The following is a 20,115-nucleotide window of genomic DNA, read 5'->3' as shown; positions in this document are numbered from 1 at the left end:
TAAAACAATTATGAATAACACGGCTCCAACTTTTGCAAGGCAAGACAATTTGAAGTTCTTTAGAACGCTTAACTCGCGGGTAAACAATTACTTCAAAGAAAATAATATCAAAAAAACCGGAAACTGGAAATTACACTTAAAAGCCGTTATTCTATTTGCAGTTTTTTTAACTCCATACTTTTTAATTCTTACACTTGACATGCCGTTTTGGGTAATGCTACTTTTATCTATCGTAATTGGTATTGGAATGGCTGGTGTTGGAATGAACGTAATGCACGATGGTAATCACGGTTCTTATTCAACTAAAAGCTGGATTAATAAATTTATGGGAGGAACAATTTATGTTCTTGCCGGAAATGTTTACAACTGGCAGGTGCAGCACAATGTATTGCATCATACTTACACCAATATTCCTGGTCACGACGAAGATCTGGATGCAGGAAGAATTATCCGTTTTACAGAACATGCAGAATGGCATAGTTTTCACCGTTTCCAGCATTATTACTCTGTTTTCTTATATGGTTTACTAACTTTTAATTGGGCCATCACTACCGATTTTAAACAGATGAGAAATTATCTTAAAAGAAAATTATCGTACGGTGAACCAAAAAGCCCAAAAATTCTTTGGACAACCCTTATTATTACTAAAGTTATTTATATCTCTATTTGGATTGTTTTACCAATGGTAATTGGAATTACGTGGTGGAAAGTACTTCTTGGATTTTTCGTAATGCATTATACTGCGGGATTAATTTTAAGTATTGTATTTCAGTTAGCACACGTTGTAGATCATACTACAAATCCTTCTCCAAATGAATTGGGAGAAATGGACAACACATGGGCTGTTCACCAATTATACACCACTACTAATTTTGCACCAAAAAATGCAATCGTAAACTGGTATACAGGCGGATTAAATCATCAAATCGAACATCATATTTTCCCAAATATCAGTCACATTCACTATGGTAAAATTGCAAAAATCGTGAAGGAAACTGCAAAAGAATGTAATTTACCCTATTACGAATACAAAACAATGGGAAGCGCTATTGTAGCCCACTTCAAACATTTACGTGACTTAGGAATGAAACCTGAATTATCTGTTTAAACTAAAAAAAATCTATTAATAATTAACCTTCCTTAATAGGCGCAGCAAATTAAGGACATTCAAAATTTTTATAATGAATCATATTCTTTCGGACAGAATCAACAATCTTGCAACTTCGCAGACATTAGCAATGGCCGCTTTGGCAAGAGAATTAAAAGCACAAGGAAAAGACATTATCAGCTTAAGTTTAGGTGAGCCAGATTTCAATACGCCAGACTTTATTAAAGAAGCAGTAATAAAAGCAGTAAACGAAAATTATAGCACTTATTCTCCAGTAGAAGGTTACCTTGAATTGAGAGAGGCAATTTGCAGAAAATTCAAAAGAGACAACAATTTAGATTATAAACCATCACAAATCGTAGTTTCTACAGGAGCAAAACAATCTTTATACAACATTGCACAAGTAATGTTAAACGATGGAGACGAAGTTATTTTACCAGCTCCATACTGGGTTTCTTATTTCGAAATCGTAAAACTTTCTGGAGGAGTTCCTGTTGAAGTTCCAACATCAGTAGACACTGATTTCAAAATTACACCAGAGCAATTAGAAGCTGCAATCACACCAAAAACAAAAATGATGTGGTTTTCTTCTCCATGTAATCCTTCTGGATCTGTTTACAGCAGAGAAGAATTAACAGCATTGGCAAAAGTTTTAGAAAAACACCCAAATATTTACGTAGTTGCAGATGAAATCTATGAGCATATCAATTTCTCAGGAACTTTCTGCAGTATCGGTTCAATTCCGGGAATGTTCGAAAAAACAATTACTGTAAACGGAGTTGCAAAAGCATTTGCAATGACAGGATACAGAATTGGGTACATCGGAGCTCCTGAATTTATCGCAAAAGCTTGTACAAAAATTCAAGGACAAGTAACTTCTGGTGCAAATTCTGTAGCGCAAAGAGCTACTATTACAGCTGTAGATGCTGACCCAAGCGTATTAAACGAAATGGTTCAAGCTTTCCACGGACGTAGAGATTTAGTAGTTGGATTATTAAAAGAAATTCCAGGAGTAAAAATCAACGTTCCAGAAGGAGCATTTTATGTATTCCCAGACGTTTCTTCTTTCTTCGGAAAAACATTAAAAGGAACTGAAATCAAAGATGCAAACGACGTTTCGATGTATCTTTTAGCTGAGGCAAACGTAGCAACAGTAACGGGAGACGCTTTCGGAAATCCAAACTGTATTCGTTTCTCTTATGCAACAAGCAACGACATTTTAAAAGAAGCATTACGCAGAATCAAAGAAGCTTTGACTGCATAACCATATTCTAAGTTTTATTAAAAACGGCTTAAGGTTCAAAAGTTTCATCACTTTTATACTTTAAGCTGTTTTTTTTATGTGCTTATTCGACAAAGATTGTTCAAAATCAACTTTCTCTAATCAATCAAAAGAGTGGCAATATCTTTTGTAATAGTCGTTGGAGAATTACATTCGCAATTACTCAAACCTACCACATAAATTTGTTCAATTGGCTCATAAACTCCCATAGATTTAAAACCAAAAATACTTCCTCCGTGCTCGCGGATTGTTTTGTTTTTCACCTTTTCTAAATGCCAGCCATATCCATAATCTATATGTGTTCCGTTATTTAATTTATAATTCGTAAAAGCTTTTTCCGTGTAAACAGGACTTAATACTATATTAGCGTTTATCGCATTTTGCCATTTCAGCAAATCATCTACGGTTGACATGATCGAACCCGAAGCATACGGAATAGAAAAACTAATATAATTTGTATTTACATATCCATTCCTGTCACGATAACCAGAAACCCTGTTTTTTATAATCTTATCATGGCTTGCATAATAACTGTTTTGCATTCCGATTTTCTTAAAAATATTTTGAGTTATAAATTCCTCATAAGTCTGCCCAGACACCATTTCAATAATATAGCCTAAAAGCACATATCCTGAATTGCAGTATTTATATTGCTCGCCAGGTTTAAAATCTATCGGTTCATTCTTAAAAAAATCTACTAATTCTTTAGGTGTCAAATCTCGTCTGGCAATATCTTTAATCGATTTCATACTCGTAAAATCCTTAATTCCCGAAGTATGAGTCAGCAAATGATGCAATGTGATCCTATTTCCATTTGTTGGATAATCTGAAATAAACTTCGTAATTTCATCATCAAGCTTCAGTTTTCCCTGTTCAGCAAGCATCAAAATAGAAACAGCCGTAAATTGTTTGGTCATCGAACCAATTTCAAAAACAAATTCAGGCTTCATTTTAACATTCATTTCCAAATCAGCCATTCCAAAAGCTTTTCTATAAATCACTTTTCCATTTTTAACTGCAAGAAAAACAGCTCCAGGATTTTCGGGTTTAAACTTTGAAGTAATTAAGCTATCTATTTTAGTTTCCAGATTTTGAGCCGATAAACCTGAAAAAGCCATTATAAATAAAACTATAAACGATTTTAAGAATGTTTTCATTTTGCGATAATTTGAGTTTGATTGATAAAGCTTTGACGGCATCAATTGATTATAGGTTACAGAAAGTAAATTTCTATAATTTTTGGGCGTGTTTCGCCGCGGCGAATCGGGCTATCCGTTACAAGTCCTCGCACTTCCTTCGTCAGGCTGTGGGCTTTCCACTGCTATCCCTCACGCAAAACGGAAAACGAGAAAATTCATTTTCAAAATAAAAAATCTGCTGAATCTGCGAGAGAAACAAATTAGCACTTTCAAAATTCCCATTCCACAATATTATAAAACCCCAAATGTAATCCTGTAAAACATTCCATTCTAGAAGTCCCCATCTTTGTAATGTATTAATTTAAAAACTATTAGTCATGATACATACAGATGAAACCACACAAGAAGCAGTTAAAACTTTAGAAGGATTGATTTCAATTCTTGAAGACGGAAAACTAGGATATACAGATGCTGCAGAACATGTAGAAAATACAGCAATAAAAACCGATTTTCTTGAATACGCCCGCGAAAGAGCATTGTTTATTGTAGAATTACAAGACCAAATCAACAAATTAGGAAAATCTACAGACAACTCTGGCGGAGGACCACTTGGCGCACTTCACCGAGCTTGGATTGATATTAAATCGGCATTTACTGGCGGCGACACAGAATCCATTATAAACGCTTGTATTATAGGTGAAGAAGCTGCTGTTGAAAAATACAAAAAAGCACTAGAAGAAAATCATTTAGAACACGATCAGATCTATATTGTTTCTAAACAATTAAATAGTATCCAAAATACTTTATCGCAAATTAAAATGAGAGCAAGCTAAACGATTCATGCTTTTTTTTTGAAAACTGCTCAGTCTTCGGATTGGGCGGTTTTTTTGTTTTATATACATAACATTGAATAAACAGATTAATTCAGTATTAAAAAATTAAACCGATTCATTCCATATTGCGTTAACAATTTCAAAAAAATCGCTTCATCACTAGCAAACTCGAATAATTTATTAGACCTTTGCACACTTTTTTTCGGGAATACCACAAAAGTCTAAAGTTTTAGAAATGAAGAAGAAAATCGAAATATTAGCTCCTGCTAGAGATTTAATTGGAGGAATCGCTGCCATTAATAGTGGTGCAGATGCTGTATATATTGGCGCGCCACAATTTGGAGCACGCTCTAATGCCAACAACTCAATTGAAGATGTTGCCGAATTGGTAAAATACGCGCACTTATTTAACGCACAGGTTTTTGTGGTTATGAATACCATTTTGTACGATAACGAATTAGAAACTTGTCGTGCCATGATCTGGGAATTGTACGATATTGGTGTCGACGCCCTGATCATTCAAGATATGGCGATTATGGAAATGGACTTACCTCCTATTGTGCTTCACGCCAGTACACAAGCCAATAATCGTGATGCAGATAAAATTAAATTCCTTAAAGATGCTGGAATCAAACGTGTCGTTTTAGCACGTGAATTAAACTTGCATCAAATTAAAACAATATACGACGAAGCTGATGTTGAACTAGAGTTTTTCGTAACCGGAGCTTTATGTGTTTCTTTTAGCGGAAACTGTTATATGAGTGTGGCCAACGGAGAACGAAGCGCTAACCGTGGTTCATGCGCGCAAAACTGCCGTTTACCTTATAACCTAATCGACGGAAACGGAGATACTTTAATCCGAAACAGTCACTTGCTTTCTATAAAAGATTTAGATGTTTCAGATCAGATTCCGAATTTGATTGAAGCTGGAATCGTTTCTTTCAAAATCGAAGGAAGATTAAAAGACGTTGCTTATGTTAAAAATAACGTATCTTATTTACGTCAAAAACTAGACAGCTATTTAGAAGGAAGTGATAAATACATTAAAGCCTCTTCAGGAAAATGCACGTATACTTTTGATTCTACTTTAAGCAGAACCTTCAATCGTGGTTATACCGATTATTTCGTAAACGAAAGACACAGTTCTATTGGTTCTTGGGAAAGCCCAAAATCAAAAGGACAATATATTGGTAAATTAATTCGAACTGTTGGAAACGCATACGAAATCGAAAACGGCGAATTATTAAATAACGGTGACGGACTTTGTTTCATCAACGAAAATAATGAAGCTGACGGAATCTACGTAAACAAAGCCGAAAACGGAAAAGTATATCCAAACGTTTTAAAAGAAATCAAAGACGGGACTTTCATCTACAGAAACAACGACGCTGCTTTCATCAAAATTGTTGAAAGAGAAGACAGTGCAATCCGTAAAATCGGAACTACTTTATTGCTTACAGAAAACGAAAACGGTTTTGAATTAATCGCTACCGACGAAGATGGAAACATAAGTACAGTAAAATTAGAGCATCCTAAAGAACAAACTAAAACTGGTGAATCGATCGAAGAAAACATTAAAGTTCAATTGGCAAAAACAGGTTTTACACCTTACAGCGCCGATGAAATCAATGTAATGTTCTCTCAAAACTGGTTCCTTCCTATTTCAAAAATCAACGAAATGAGAAGAAATGTTTTCGATCAATTATCAGAAATTCGTTTGGCAAATTACGTGCGCGAAGAGCACCAATTGGTAAAAACGTCACATCCGTATCCAGAAACCAAATTGGATTTCATGTACAATGTTTCGAACAAAACCGCTCGTAAATTCTACGAACGCCACGGTGTTACCGAAATCGAAAAAGCATTCGAATTACAATGGGATCCAGGAAAATCTCGTGTAATGACAACCAAATATTGCATCAAATACGAGTTAAAAAAATGCCCAATACACCAGAAAGACATCGTTGGTGTTAAAGTAAAAGAACCTTTGGTTTTAAAACAAGGTGAGTTGGAATACAAACTAAAATTCAACTGCAAGCCCTGCGAAATGGAAATCTGGGAAAAAGATGCCGAATTTGAAATTGAAGAAGATCATTTTCATTAATATAAAAAAAGCGATACCTAATTAAGTATCGCTTTTTTGTTTATTTATTTTTCGTTGTTTTCGTTTTAGAATCAGGTGGCGTAATCTTTATTTTGGTTGCCTTTAATGCTGATTTTGATTCTGCCTTTTTCTCTCTTTTTGCATTATACAAATCTACAACCTTCTCTATATCATCATATTTATACTCCTTGTCTTCAATTTTTTTAGCGATTTCTGCATTGTCGCTAAAATAATAAACCCCATACTCTTTAAAAAAAGCGTTGTAGCCGGAAGAAAGGGCGTTTGAACTCACAGATACCAATACAGGATAATCTTCATTACCTCTTTTTAAATAATGATTTATTTCTTTAGAAACCACCTGCATTTTCTTTACTTTAACCTTTTCTTTCGTTTTTTCATCCTCAACCTTCACTTCTTTTATTCCGTATTCTTCACCACCTAAATACAGAGAAGCTTTACCTGTAATAATTTTACAGATCCAGTTTTCATCAATAACCTTAAATTCTGTCCCTTTCTTTTTATAAATCTTTGTTTTTGTTCTTACAAAAGTATAAGACAATTTTTTATTGTCGTCAAAAATCTGAATTGAATCAAGATCACTGCTAGCATATTTTTCATTTTCCTCGCCAACTTTAATTTTTACTTTTTTATCGGCAAACCCAGGAAAATTAACTATTCCACTAACTTTTTGTTTGTCTTTTTTAAAAATAACAGCATTAGCTTTTTGTTCCCCCATTCCGAAATTAAATGTAAGTCCTGCCGATTGTGAATGAACAAACGATGTAATGCATAATGCACTCATTATTAAAATAAATTTTATTCTCATCTTATGATTATTATTTGTTTTGCGAGCAAATATAGAAATATACTAATGCCTACATCAAAATTCCTGAATTAATTTAACCTGAATTTTCCACAGATATCTGTAGGCATTATTCATAAATAAAAATATATAAATTTGGGCGTGCCCCTCCGGGTCGGGCTATCCGTTACAAGTCCTCGCACTTCCTTCGTCAGGCTGTGGGCTTTCCACTTCTATCCCTCACGCAAACGGCTCCAAAAGAACCTTTACGCTTGTAATTCTCCGAATCTTGTCTTTTCGACGTAAGGAGACCCGAGCGATAGCGAACGGGCGAAGCAAATCTTCGCAAGAAACTCGACAAAGATTGGCTTATTGGAACGGAGCGACTCGCGAAGATTTCTCCTTACGTCGAAATGACAAACTACATGGTTACTTTGTCTTAAAATTAAAATCTCATACAAAAAATAAATCTGCAAAATCTGCGTAAAACCTTTACGAACTCATCTCAACTTATGAAAACAAAAACTTAGCGAGCTTTGCGTAAATCCTTTGCGAACTTTGCGGTTAAACCTAGATTACGTAGACGCACTGCAGTGCGTCTCTACACCAATCCATGCGAATAGGCTTTGTGGTTAAAAACATTTTTCCCTACTTTTACTACTCAAACAATACACTACTCCAAAATGAAAATATTACTCCTAGGTTCAGGCGAATTAGGCAAAGAATTTGTCATTGCCGCACAACGAATCGGACAAACCATAATTGCAGTTGATAGTTACGAAAATGCACCGGCAATGCAGGTTGCTCACGGCTTTGAAGTCATCAACATGCTCGACGGCGAAGCGCTGGACCGAATCGTAGCCAAACACCAACCCGATTTTATCGTTCCAGAAATAGAAGCTATTCGTACCGAGCGTTTTTACGATTACGAAAAACAAGGAATCACTGTTGTTCCTTCAGCAAAAGCGGCAAACTTTACCATGAATCGTAAAGCCATTCGCGATTTAGCAGCAAAAGAATTGGGGTTACAAACAGCAAAATATCAATACGCAACATCTGCAGAAGAACTGCAAAAAGCCGTTCAAAAAGTTGGAATTCCTTGCGTGGTAAAACCTTTAATGTCATCTTCAGGAAAAGGACAATCTACAATCAAAACAGAAAGCGATATCGAAAAAGCATGGCAATATGCTGTTGCAGGTTCTCGTGGTGATGTTATCGAAGTTATTGTAGAAGCTTTTGTAGATTTCCATTCAGAAATTACACTTTTAACGATTACTCAAAATAACAACCCAACTTTGTTTTGCGCTCCAATTGGTCACAGACAAGAAAGAGGCGATTATCAAGAAAGTTGGCAACCAGCTTTGGTATCAGAAAAGGATTTATATGAAGCTCAGGATATGGCAGAAAAAATTACGGAAGCACTTGGCGGTGCCGGACTTTTTGGCGTTGAGTTTTTCCTGACCAGTGAAGGCGTTTATTTCTCTGAGCTTTCTCCCCGCCCGCATGATACCGGAATGGTAACTTTAGCAGGAACGCAGAATTTTAACGAATTTGAATTGCATTTGAGAGCGATTTTAAGTCTTCCGATTTTCGAAATTACTTTAGAAAAAACTGGAGCAAGCGCCGTAATTTTAGCATCTGAAGATTCAGCCAATCCAACTTTTAGTGGAATCGAAAAAGTAGCCGCTTTACCCAAAACCGATTTCAGGATTTTCGGAAAACCAACTTCAAGACCTTACCGCAGAATGGGTGTGGTTTTAAGCCACGATACACTTTCAACTCCAATTAACGAAGTAATAGAGCGTGCCAAAGAAACGGCAAAATTAATAACTGTAAACTCTTAGAAAATGAAAAAACTTATATTTATGATTTTCCTATTTATTGGAATTTCGGCGCAGGCGCAAGACAAAAAGAAATTTGACAAACCAACAATCGTTGAAGCTTCTTGCGGAGAATGCCAATTTGGTATGAAAGGCAAAAGCTGTGATTTAGCCGTTCGCATTGACGGAAAAAGCTATTTCGTGGACGGAACTACGATTCACGATCACGGAGATGCTCACGCTGAAAAAGGTTTTTGCAATGCAATCAGTAAAGCATTAGTTACAGGAGAAATCAAAGGAGATAGATTTAAAGCAACTTCATTTACTTTAATCGACGATAAAAAATAATGGCATTAATTCTCGAAAACATTGCCAAACACGTTTCTCTGACACCAGAAGAACAGGCGCTTTTTTTATCTAAACTAGAAACGAACACTTACAAAGCCAAAACGCTTTTATTAAACGCCGGCGAAGTCTGCAAACATTCGTATTTTGTAAACTCTGGAATTTTAAGAAGTTTCAATATCAACGACAATATTGTTGAACATGTTTTATCGTTTGCCTGCGAAGGCTGGTGGATGAGCGATATGTACAGCTTTTTTTCACAGAAACCAGGTCAGCTTTTTATTGAAGTTTTGGAAGAAGCAGAAGTTGTTTCTTTGTCTAAAGAAAATCAGGAACAATTGTATCTTGAAATTCCGAAACTGGAACGTTTTTTCAGAATTTTAATTGAAAATTCATTGGTTGCGAATCAGCAGAGATTAATGGACAATTTGAGTTTACCTGCGGAAGAACGTTTTGAAAAATTCACAAAAAAATACGGAACATTGGTACACAAAGTTCCTCAAAAACAAATCGCTTCTTTCATTGGTGTAACACCGGAATTCTTTAGTAAAATGAAAGCTCGACTTTTGAAGAAATAAAAATTTCCGCCACGAATTCACGAATTATTTTTTTTATAATCTTTGAAAATAAAAATTCGTGAATTCGTGGCGGAAAAAAAAATTAAAACTGCTCAACCTCTGTAGAATGTTCCATTGCGGTTATTGCTGATTTTCCTAACATTACTGTGTTCTGAACGGCGTCGAAATAAGAAGTTCCCACAAAAGCTTGATGTTTTACTGCTCTGAATCCGTTTTTTTGTAAAGCGAATTCTCTTTCCTGCAATTCAGAATATCCTGCCATTCCGCGCTCTTTGTACGCTTTAGACAATTCAAACATACTCGTATTTAAAGCATGGAATCCTGCCAAAGTAATGAACTGAAAACTATATCCCATTGCAGCCAAATCTTCTCTGAATGTTTCCATTTCGGCTACTGATAATTTTGCTGCCCAATTGAAAGACGGTGAACAATTGTAAGCCAGCATTTTATCTGGGAATTCTTTTTTCATTGCTTTTGCAAATTTTCTAGCATAATCTAAATCTGGATTACTAGTTTCCATCCAGATCAAATCGGCGTAAGGTGCGTAACTCAAACCTCTTGCAATTCCTTGATCGATTCCGTTATTTACATAAAAGAAACCTTCAGGCGTTTTCTCGCCCGTTAAAAACTTTCTGTCTCTTGGATCTGCGTCGCTCGTTAATAAATTAGCGGCATCAGCATCTGTTCTTGCCAAAATTAAAGTTGAAACACCCATAACATCTGATGCCAGACGCGCTGCAATTAATTTGTTGATCGCTTCCTGAGTTGGCACCAAAACCTTTCCGCCCAAGTGTCCGCACTTTTTAGCAGAACTGAGCTGATCTTCAAAATGAACTCCAGAAGCTCCCGCTTCAATCATCGATTTCATTAATTCGAAAGCGTTCAGGTTTCCCCCAAAACCTGCTTCGGCATCAGCTACAATCGGAACCAAATAATCTTTTTTATCTTCAATATTGTTTACAATCTGAATCTGATCGGCACGCAACAACGCATTGTTGATTTTTTTAACCACCATCGGAACGCTGTTTACTGGGTAAAGTGATTGGTCAGGATACATTTCGCCTGCCAGATTTGCATCAGCAGCAACCTGCCATCCGCTTAAATAAATCGCTTCTAAACCCGCATCGACTTCCTGAATTGCCTGATTTCCAGTCAACGCCCCCAACCCCGCAACATAATCCTGACTTTTTAACTTTCTCCATAATTTTTCTGCACCCATTTTCGCAATAGAATGCTCAATTTTATAAGACCCTTGAAGCGTTACTACTTCGCTTGCGGTGTAAGGACGCTCAACACCTTTCCATCTCGGGTTTGTAATCCAATCGTTAATCAATTCCTGAATTCTGTCTTCTGTTGTTTTCATAATATAGTTTAGTTAAAGTGGTTCGTAAGTTTAGTATTCAGTCGCAGTTTTTAGTTTTCAGTTTAACTGGACTAACTTTTCTCATTTTATCTGCCTGATCTGCAAAATCTGCGGGGAAAAAATTATTCGCTCGCAGATCTGGCAGATTGAGCAGATTTTAAAAGTTTATAAGTATTTGTAACACGGAATCGTCAAGAAATCAACGAAATCTGGATTTACAACTAATCTTTCCAATACTTTTTCAGCCAATGGAAATTGTTGTTTTTCATGATTTTCTTCGCCTAATTCTTCTTTGATTTTTCTGAATTCATCTAAAGCCAATTCATGATAATAAGCCAAATCTAATTTTCGTCCATTATCCAAAAGCACTTTATTCTGAAGCCATTGCCACAATTGCGATCTCGAAATTTCGGCCGTTGCTGCGTCTTCCATCAAATTATGCAATGCTGCAGCGCCTTGTCCGTTCAGCCAGGAAGCCAAATACAAAACTCCAACATTGATATTTTTTCGAACACCATTTTCAGTGATGATTCCAATTGGTGGTTCAATCAAATCGGCTTCTGTAATTTTTCGATGTTCTCTTTTTATATGAATCTGATTTGGAGTTGGCATTCCTTTATCAAAAATATCTTTTGCAACCGCAACCAAATCTGGATGCGCTACCCAAGTTCCGTCATGACCGTTTCGAACTTCACGCTCTTTGTCGGTTTTTACTTTTGCGAAAGCAACTGCATTGGCTTCTTCATTGTTTCGAATCGGAATCTGTGCTGCCATTCCGCCAATCGCATGAATTCCTCTTTTATGACATCTCTGAATTACCAAATTCGAATAGGCATTCATAAAAGGCGAAGTCATATTTACCTGATCGCGATCTGGAACAATGAATTTTGGATTTTTTCTAAACTTCTTGATGTATGAGAAAATGTAATCCCAACGTCCGCAATTCAAGCCAACAATATGTTCTTTCAATTCGTGAATAATTTCATCCAGCTGAAAACTTGCTGTTATGGTTTCAATTAAAACCGTCACTTTTATAGTTCCTCTTTTCAGTTTCAAATAATCCTCGGTAAAATCAATTACGTTATTCCACCAGCGTGCTTCCAGATAATGTTCTAATTTCGGAATGTAGAAATAGGGGCCAGAATTATTTTCCAAAAGTCGTTTATGATTATGAAAAACATACAGTCCGAAATCTATCAAAGAACCCGAAACTTCTTTTCCTTCAATAAAAACATGCTTTTCTGGCAAATGCAAACCTCTTGGGCGAACAATCAGCGTTGCTGTTTTTTCATTTAAATGATAGGATTTCTGTTTAACCAAATCTGTAAACGTAATTGTCTTTTTTACGGCATCAATCAAATTCACTTGCCCATCCATCAGGTTTTGCCAAGTTGGCGAAGTGCTGTCTTCAAAATCGGCCATAAATGTTTTGGCTCCCGAATTCAGAGCATTGATAATCATTTTGCGGTCAACTGGGCCAGTAATTTCTACTCTTCGATCCAGTAAGTCCTTAGGAATTTCTCCAGCTGTCCAATTACTTTCTCTGATGCTTTTAGTTTCAGGAGTAAAAACCGGCATAATTCCCTGATCAAAAGTGACTTGTTTCTGCTCACGCTGTAAAAGCAATAGTTTTCGCTGTGATTCGAATTTTCTATGCAATTCAGTTATAAAAACAATGGCTTCTTCTGTCCAGATCTTTGGATAACGAAGCTTCTTTTCGGCTAAAAATTCCATTGCCGTTTCGGTAATTTCTAATTGGTTTTTCATAGCTGTGGTTTTTAATTTCATTAGCAGTAATTGAATCGATTCTATATTTTTCAAAAACACAAATCCATAACAAACTGATAATTAACATTTTCTACACCACAATATTAGAAAAAAGTTTTTTAGAAAACAAGCGAACGTTCGCTAAAAATGAAAAATAATTTTTTGGCGATTATTTTTAGAATACTTATATTTGGTTCATGGATATCGAAAAAGACTATATAAAGCTGATCTTCGGATTAAAATTGAAGCAAGTCAGAACGCAAAAAAATCTGTCTCTTTTTGGCTTGGCCAAATTGACCAATCTTTCAAAATCGTACTTAAACGAGATTGAAAAGGGAAAAAAATATCCAAAAACAGATAAAATTTTACTTCTCTGCGAACATTTGGACGTGAATTACGACCAAATGGTGTCGTTAAAACTCGACAACAATCTCGCTCCGATTGGCGAAATCTTGAAATCTGGAATTTTAAAAGAGATTCCACTAGAGCTTTTTGGAATCCAAGAAGCCGATTTAATTGATATTATTGCCAACGCTCCGGCCAAAGTCAATGCATTTATTAGTACGATAATAGAAATTGCACAGCATTATAATTTAAGCCGAGAAAGTTTCTTTTTGGCTGCTTTACGTTCGTATCAGGAAGCGCATAGTAATTATTTTGAAGATTTAGAAGAAAGAGTAATTGCTTTTTCAAAGTCTTTTCAGATTAATCTGGATTCTAAAATCAGCGTTGAAGAACTGGAAGCGATTTTAAAAGAAGAATACGAATACAACATTAAAGAAATCGTTTTTACAGATCAGGAAGCTTTGGGCGATTTGCGTTCTATTTATGTTCCAACAAGCAAAACTTTATTGCTTTCTACCGAATTGGACGCTCCACAGAAAGCTTTTATTTTGGCTAAAGAAATTGCTTATAATTATCTAAAAATATCCGATCGATTACTGACTTTCAGCTGGATTAAGTTTGAAAATTTCGATCAGGTTTTGCATAACTTTTATGCTTCTTACTTTGCTGGCGCTTTATTATTGCCGAGAAAATTAGTCGTAGATAAAATCAATTCTTTTTTAGAAAATGAAAATCCAAAACCCGAAGAATTTGTTCAGTTAATTGAAAGTTTTGAAGTTTCGCCTGAATCTTTTTATCAGCGATTAACCAATTTGTTACCGAAAGATTTTCAGTTGAAAAACTTATTCTTTTTAAGATTATCACATAAAATCGATTCTGATTTTTACCAGATCAATAAAGAGTTGCATATTACACATCAGCAGGAACCGCATGCCAACGAAACCAATGAGCATTATTGCAGAAGATGGGTTTCGGTAAAAACAATTGACGAAGCGATCAAACAAAATAAATCTCATTTTTTTGATGCTCAAATATCGAGTTATGCCAATAGCGGCAACGAATATTTAGTATTTTCATCGGCGACAAAAGATCCTTTCTTGCATGATACCATTCGAAGTATTTCTGTTGGAATTTTGATTAATCCAACCATGAAAAAGAAATTCAAATTCATAGACGGAAAACCTTTGGTGAAACGAATTGTTGGTGTAACTTGTGAGACTTGTGCCGTTAAAGATTGCTTAGAAAGAGCTGCCCCACCAATTGTTTTAGAAAGAAAAAAACGCCACGAGAATACAGATGCTGTTGTACAGCAATTTATGAATCAATATAGTTAGAATGCCATGAAATATTTTGCTTTACTAATCACGCTGTTTTTCATTAACTTCAACCAGAAAACAGATAAACTTAATGGCCGCTACAATTATTTGATTGAAGATGATAATGCCTATATCCTAAAAGATAAAATTACTTTTAAGGACAGCATTTTTGCTTTTGATAACAAATATTTGCCGAAAGGAAAAGTTTCTTATGGCAATGTAATACTACTGGATAATTTCATTAATACCGATTTGATTATCAGTATTCCAAAAGACCAAATCGAAAAAGATACGATTCCTTTTTTCATGCATGATAAGAAAAGTTCTTCTGCGAATTATCTTGATGAAGTGGTTGGGAAAGGGAAATTGGTTAGAATTAAGTAATTCTCTTTTTAATAATCTCGCAAAGACGCGAAGGTGCAAAGTATTATTTTCTTTGAACGCAATCGCTCAACGCAATCTTGTCATCCTGAGGAACGAAAGGTCACACTCGAGACTTCACAAAGATTGACGATTATGCAAGCGGAATTTCTTTTGTGATCCTTCGTTCCTCAGGATGACAAACCGTGTGGTTAATTTGAAGATAAAAAAGACTTTATAATTTCCAATCTTTGTAGAATTACTTGCGAAGATTTCTCCTTCGTCGAAATGACAGACTTTGTGGTAAATAACTTCTTCTGAAAACTAAAACTTCTAATTTAGCCCCGATAGAAGTGGAAATCCTTTTGTGACGGGGTTCGGCACAAAAGATTGCAACGGATAGCGGGACTGAACGTCTTTTGAAAACGATACTTCTGCTCCCTAAAAAACTTAGTATCTCAGCATCTTAGAACCTCAGAATCTTTCTTAATCTACATTAAGTGCTTTTCGTTTACATCGACCGTATCTTTGTACTATCAAAATCAATAAAAGACAAAATCATGGAAAATATAGTATTGCACAAAGCAGACACAAGAGGAAACGCAAATCACGGATGGTTGAACGCTTATCATAGCTTTAGTTTTGCGAGCTGGTACAATCCGGATAGAATTCAGTTTGGAGCACTTCGCGTTTTGAACGATGATACAATTGCTGCGGGAATGGGATTTGGGACTCACCCTCACGATAATATGGAAATTATTACTATTCCGTTGGAAGGAGATTTGGCTCATAAAGACAGTATGGGAAATACGGAAGTGATCAAAAACGGTGATATTCAGGTAATGAGTGCAGGAACTGGAATTCAGCATAGTGAGTTTAATCCGAATGAAGATCAGCAGACTAAATTGTTGCAGATTTGGTTGTTTCCAAACAAAAGAAATGTTACGCCACGTTATCAGCAAATTACTTTGGATGTTGCCGATAGACATAATAAATTGTCTCAGGTTTTATCTCCAAATGCAGATGATGAAGGGGTTTGGATTCACCAAGATGCTTGGTTCAATATGGGCAATTTCGATTCTGGAGTTACTACCGAATATAAAATCAAAAAAGAAGGAAACGGAGTTTATGCTTTCGTTTTAAAAGGAAATGTAACCATCAACGGTCATGAATTAAATTCTCGTGATGCGGTTGGAATTTCAGGAACTGATACTTTAAATATTAAAGCGAATACAGATGCTGAATTTTTATTAATGGACGTTCCGATGAATTATTAATTCAAACAAAAACAATTAATACCTGTACTTTGAAACGATAATAAATCTGAAAATCAGATTATTATCGTTTCTTTTTTTGTTCCATTTCAAAAAAAGAAAGACTAACTTTATGAATAAGAAATTGGTCTGACTTTAAAATTAAATTCATCCTTAAAATTTTAAAACCATGAATCCAAATAACCTAACTAAAGAATACACAAACGGAGAAGTTACGATTGTATGGCAATCTGGAAAATGCATTCATTCGGCAAATTGTGTCAAAAACAATCCGGATGTCTTTCGTCCAAAAGAAAAACCATGGATTACTCCAGAAAAATCTACAACTGAGAAAATAATTTCGACAGTTAATAAATGTCCGTCGGGAGCGCTGACTTATTATCTTAATAATTCCAAATAACAAAAGACCTAACAGCTTTTAAAAACCTGTTAGGTCTGTACTTCATAAACAAAATCTAATAATCAAAAAATTATCACATTTTTCATTTCTTAATCTAGGTTAAGTGCTCCAGGACAACTGTCACCGTAACTTTGTCCTATCAAAATGAAATTAATTATTTAAAAAAATAAAATTATGGCAACTACAAAATGGTCAATTGACCCAACTCACTCAGAAATTGGTTTTAAAGTTAAACACATGATGTTTACTAATGTTTCAGGAAAATTTGGAACTTATGATGCTTCTGCAATCACAGAAGGAGAAAGTTTTGATAATGCAGATTTCAGTTTTTCTGCTGATATTGCTTCAGTAGACACTGCAAACGCGGATCGTGACGGACATTTAAGAAGCGGTGATTTCTTTGACGCTGAAAATCACCCGAAATTAACTTTCAAATCTTCTGCTTTCAAAAAAATCAATGATGGTGAATATGAATTAACTGGAGATTTAGACATTAAAGGTGTTTCTAAAACAGTAAAATTCCCAGTTGAATTTAGCGGAATCATGACTGATCCTTGGGGAAATACAAAAGTAGGTTTAAGCATAGAAGGAAAAATTAATCGTAAAGATTGGGGTTTAAACTGGAACTCAGCTCTTGAAACAGGTGGTGTTTTGGTAGGTGAAGAAGTTCGTTTGAACATTGAATTACAATTTGTAAAACAAGCCTAATTAAGCATTCTCGGATTTAATTGGTTGGTTAAGAAATCCTGTACTTTTTAGTATGGGATTTTTGCTTTTAGGAACGGGGCTTCGACTTCGCTCAGCCTGAAAATCGTATTCTTAAAGATATCATATGTCAGGCTGAGCGAAGTCGAAGCTCTTTTTTACTTTATATTTCTAAATTCAGTCGGCGACATTCCCGTTTGTTTTTTGAAGAATCTGGAGAAATACGAATAGTCCTCGTAACCTACTTTAAAGGCAACTTCGCTTACTGCTAATTGCTTATCGATCAGCATTCTTTTTATTTCGAGAATAACACGATCTGTGATTACTTCTGTGGCTGTTTTTTGGAGAATTTCATTGCAAATTCTGTTTAAATGCTTCAGCGTAATATTTAGTCTTTCTGCATAAAACGAAGGCAGTTTTTCGGTTCTGAAATATTCTTCTAAAAGCGATTCAAACGTATTGATTTTAATATTGTAAGAATGGGTTTGATGCGAATACGTTTCGCCATATTTTCTAGCGACTTCAATATGAATGCAATCCAATAGATTCAATAATTTGTCTAATTGGTATTTATTAGCTTGACTATTTTCCTGAATCAACAAATCGAAATAAGGTAGGATTTTCGGGATTTCCTTTTCTTCAAAAACCATCTCGGGACGGTTTTGAATGGAATGGTAAAAATTGTAATCGTTGATCTTTTTTTGTCCGAAATACAAATTGTACAATTCTTGAGAAAAAATAATAACGAAACCTTGAATATCTTCCGATAAATTCCAATGGTGCATTTGTCCTGGCTGTAACACAAAAAGACTTCCTCTTTTTATATCAAATTGATCAAAATCAACTTCATGCAATCCCGAACCTTTTGTAAAAAAGACCATTAAGTACGAATCATGTCGGTGCGGTTCTTCTACAAAACTGTGATTTTTTAAATGCTCCGTAAAAGTATTGACATAGAAATCGCGGTGAATATCGTTACAGCTAAAATTCTGAACACTATAAATGGGATATTTTTTCATAAATAAGTATTATTTATTTTTTTGATTATAAAAATCACCGTTTTCCATTTTATAATTTGGAATTTGTTTTTTGAAAATTTAATCAAAAATGTCTTTATTGTGCTATAATAAGCGAAGATACTAAAAAGACTTTTATAATGCTCTTAATTACCTTTGTATAAACAAAAATCAACAATATCATGTCAAGCGCATTAACTCATATTTTAAAAAACGAATGTCCTGTTTGTCATAAAGGAAAAGTTTTTACAGACAAAAATATTTTTCTGAATTTCAGTTTTCCAAAAATGAATGAATACTGCAGCCATTGCAATTATAAATTCCAAAAAGAGCCTGGTTATTTCTTTGGCGCTATGTATGTAAACTACGGATTAACAGTTGCTCAAGGAATTGCAACCTATTGTATTGCTCAATTTTTCTTTGAGAAAAATTTCGATTTAAGAATCATTCCAATTATTGCTGTGGTTATTACTTTACTGACTCCTTTTAATCTTAGATTTTCAAGATTAGCATGGATTTATATGTTTAAGGGATATACGAGCTAAAAAAAATAGTACTTTTGCCTTTCAATTGAAACTAATTTTCAATCAAAAAAATAAAAAACAAATTAGACAAATGAAAGCATACGTATTTCCGGGTCAAGGAGCGCAATTCACAGGAATGGGTAAAGACCTTTATGAAAATTCGGCTTTAGCCAAAGAATTATTCGAAAAAGCCAATGAAATTTTAGGTTTTAGAATTACAGATATTATGTTTGAAGGTACTGCCGAAGAACTAAAAGAAACTAAAGTTACGCAGCCAGCAGTGTTTTTGCACTCTGTTATTTTAGCTAAAACTTTAGGCGAAGATTTTAAACCAGAAATGGTTGCAGGACATTCATTAGGAGAATTTTCAGCTTTGGTTGCTAATGGAACTTTATCTTTTGAAGATGGTCTTAAATTAGTTTCTCAGCGTGCTTTGGCAATGCAAAAAGCTTGCGAAATCACTCCATCAACAATGGCTGCTGTTTTAGGTTTGGCTGATAATGTTGTAGAAGAAGTTTGCGCTTCTATCGATGGTGTTGTGGTTGCTGCTAACTATAACTGCCCTGGTCAATTAGTTATTTCTGGTGAAACTACTGCTGTTGAAAAAGCTTGTGAAGCAATGAAAGCTGCTGGAGCAAAACGTGCTTTGATTTTACCTGTTGGAGGAGCTTTTCACTCTCCAATGATGGAACCAGCAAGAGAAGAATTGGCTGCCGCAATTGAAGCAACTACTTTCTCTGCCCCTATTTGCCCAGTGTATCAAAATGTAACTGCAAGTGCAGTTTCTGATGCTAATGAAATTAAAAAGAACTTAATCATTCAGTTAACTGCTCCTGTAAAATGGACTCAGTCTGTACAGCAAATGATCGCCGACGGTGCTACTTTGTTTACTGAAGTTGGTCCTGGAAAAGTATTAACTGGTTTGATTAATAAAATTGATAAAGAAGCGGTTACTGCGAATGCTTAATTTTTAGTATTCAGTCGCAGTGATAGTTTTCAGTCATTAACTGCATAAAAAAATCCTCATGAACAGA

At 35.1% G+C, this 20,115-nt stretch carries 19 protein-coding genes; 14 read left to right on the top strand and 5 right to left on the bottom strand.

The genetic code is table 11. From position 1 onward, the window contains the following. Positions 1 to 10: 10 nt before the first annotated feature. Positions 11 to 1,108: a fatty acid desaturase family protein gene (locus QLQ95_RS12285; RefSeq protein WP_095928544.1), complete on the top strand. Its 1,098-nt coding sequence runs from the start codon at positions 11 to 13 to the stop codon at positions 1,106 to 1,108. A gap of 73 nt (positions 1,109 to 1,181) precedes the next feature. Then, positions 1,182 to 2,372 carry a pyridoxal phosphate-dependent aminotransferase gene (locus QLQ95_RS12280; protein WP_095928543.1) on the top strand — a complete coding sequence of 397 codons (1,191 nt, stop codon included), beginning with the start codon at positions 1,182 to 1,184 and terminating at the stop codon, positions 2,370 to 2,372. Between the two features lie 116 nt (positions 2,373 to 2,488). Here QLQ95_RS12280 and QLQ95_RS12275 read toward each other — a convergent pair whose 3' ends face one another. Continuing rightward, complete coding sequence (locus tag QLQ95_RS12275) at positions 2,489 to 3,547, bottom strand: serine hydrolase domain-containing protein (protein WP_320492780.1); 1,059 nt, start codon at positions 3,545 to 3,547, stop codon at positions 2,489 to 2,491. Positions 3,548 to 3,906: 359 nt separating this feature from the next. On the opposite strand from QLQ95_RS12275, the gene QLQ95_RS12270 reads away from it, so the two are divergent. Both QLQ95_RS12270 and QLQ95_RS12265 read left to right on the top strand, forming a co-directional pair. After that, on the top strand, positions 3,907 to 4,362 hold the full coding sequence (locus QLQ95_RS12270; protein WP_320492779.1) for a ferritin-like domain-containing protein: 456 nt from the start codon (positions 3,907 to 3,909) through the stop codon (positions 4,360 to 4,362). 235 nt (positions 4,363 to 4,597) lie between these two features. Continuing rightward, complete coding sequence (locus QLQ95_RS12265) at positions 4,598 to 6,466, top strand: peptidase U32 family protein (RefSeq protein ID WP_320492778.1); 1,869 nt, start codon at positions 4,598 to 4,600, stop codon at positions 6,464 to 6,466. Positions 6,467 to 6,506: 40 nt separating this feature from the next. Here QLQ95_RS12265 and QLQ95_RS12260 read toward each other — a convergent pair whose 3' ends face one another. After that, on the bottom strand, positions 6,507 to 7,268 hold the full coding sequence (locus tag QLQ95_RS12260; RefSeq protein WP_320492777.1) for a hypothetical protein: 762 nt from the start codon (positions 7,266 to 7,268) through the stop codon (positions 6,507 to 6,509). Positions 7,269 to 7,951: 683 nt separating this feature from the next. On the opposite strand from QLQ95_RS12260, the gene purT reads away from it, so the two are divergent. The 3 genes from purT to QLQ95_RS12245 are packed head-to-tail and all read left to right on the top strand — an operon-like array spanning position 7,952 to position 10,011. Continuing rightward, complete coding sequence (purT, locus tag QLQ95_RS12255; protein ID WP_482503970.1) at positions 7,952 to 9,112, top strand: formate-dependent phosphoribosylglycinamide formyltransferase; 1,161 nt, start codon at positions 7,952 to 7,954, stop codon at positions 9,110 to 9,112. A gap of 3 nt (positions 9,113 to 9,115) precedes the next feature. Continuing rightward, positions 9,116 to 9,436, top strand: a complete 321-nt coding sequence (locus tag QLQ95_RS12250) for a DUF6370 family protein (RefSeq protein WP_095928538.1) — start codon at positions 9,116 to 9,118, stop codon at positions 9,434 to 9,436. Further along, positions 9,436 to 10,011 carry a Crp/Fnr family transcriptional regulator gene (locus tag QLQ95_RS12245; RefSeq protein WP_073407828.1) on the top strand — a complete coding sequence of 192 codons (576 nt, stop codon included), beginning with the start codon at positions 9,436 to 9,438 and terminating at the stop codon, positions 10,009 to 10,011. Before QLQ95_RS12250 ends, QLQ95_RS12245 begins: the two co-directional genes overlap by 1 nt. Before the next feature lie 82 nt (positions 10,012 to 10,093). Here QLQ95_RS12245 and aceA read toward each other — a convergent pair whose 3' ends face one another. Continuing rightward, on the bottom strand, positions 10,094 to 11,374 hold the full coding sequence (gene aceA / locus QLQ95_RS12240; RefSeq protein WP_482503968.1) for an isocitrate lyase: 1,281 nt from the start codon (positions 11,372 to 11,374) through the stop codon (positions 10,094 to 10,096). A gap of 165 nt (positions 11,375 to 11,539) precedes the next feature. Continuing rightward, entirely contained in the window at positions 11,540 to 13,141 is a 1,602-nt protein-coding gene (aceB, locus tag QLQ95_RS12235) for a malate synthase A (RefSeq protein WP_482503966.1), read from the bottom strand. Between the two features lie 197 nt (positions 13,142 to 13,338). Between aceB and QLQ95_RS12230 the strand changes: the two genes are divergently transcribed. From QLQ95_RS12230 to QLQ95_RS12210, 5 genes are all read left to right on the top strand, one after another. Beyond that, entirely contained in the window at positions 13,339 to 14,820 is a 1,482-nt protein-coding gene (locus tag QLQ95_RS12230; RefSeq protein ID WP_482503964.1) for a helix-turn-helix domain-containing protein, read from the top strand. Positions 14,821 to 14,826: 6 nt separating this feature from the next. Further along, positions 14,827 to 15,186: a hypothetical protein gene (locus QLQ95_RS12225; protein ID WP_095928534.1), complete on the top strand. Its 360-nt coding sequence runs from the start codon at positions 14,827 to 14,829 to the stop codon at positions 15,184 to 15,186. Between the two features lie 536 nt (positions 15,187 to 15,722). Beyond that, on the top strand, positions 15,723 to 16,439 hold the full coding sequence (locus QLQ95_RS12220) for a pirin family protein (RefSeq protein WP_095928533.1): 717 nt from the start codon (positions 15,723 to 15,725) through the stop codon (positions 16,437 to 16,439). Positions 16,440 to 16,605: 166 nt separating this feature from the next. Beyond that, positions 16,606 to 16,836, top strand: a complete 231-nt coding sequence (locus QLQ95_RS12215; protein ID WP_095928532.1) for a (4Fe-4S)-binding protein — start codon at positions 16,606 to 16,608, stop codon at positions 16,834 to 16,836. Between the two features lie 174 nt (positions 16,837 to 17,010). Then, positions 17,011 to 17,544, top strand: a complete 534-nt coding sequence (locus tag QLQ95_RS12210; protein ID WP_073407833.1) for a YceI family protein — start codon at positions 17,011 to 17,013, stop codon at positions 17,542 to 17,544. A gap of 155 nt (positions 17,545 to 17,699) precedes the next feature. Here the strand turns inward: QLQ95_RS12210 and QLQ95_RS12205 are convergent, their stop codons facing one another. Beyond that, positions 17,700 to 18,560: a helix-turn-helix domain-containing protein gene (locus QLQ95_RS12205; RefSeq protein WP_482503961.1), complete on the bottom strand. Its 861-nt coding sequence runs from the start codon at positions 18,558 to 18,560 to the stop codon at positions 17,700 to 17,702. Between the two features lie 179 nt (positions 18,561 to 18,739). Here QLQ95_RS12205 and QLQ95_RS12200 point away from each other — a divergent pair, with 179 nt between their 5' ends. Further along, positions 18,740 to 19,102, top strand: coding sequence for a DUF983 domain-containing protein (locus QLQ95_RS12200; RefSeq protein ID WP_095928529.1), 363 nt, complete (start codon positions 18,740 to 18,742; stop codon positions 19,100 to 19,102). A 70-nt stretch (positions 19,103 to 19,172) separates the two neighbouring features. Next, positions 19,173 to 20,048, top strand: a complete 876-nt coding sequence (gene fabD / locus QLQ95_RS12195; protein ID WP_095928528.1) for an ACP S-malonyltransferase — start codon at positions 19,173 to 19,175, stop codon at positions 20,046 to 20,048. Positions 20,049 to 20,115 lie beyond the last annotated feature (67 nt).

It is taken from the genome of Flavobacterium sp. B330r (genome assembly GCF_056824325.1).
The sequence above is the reverse complement of the archived record's forward strand: the minus strand, read 5'-3'. Positions and strand labels throughout refer to the sequence as shown.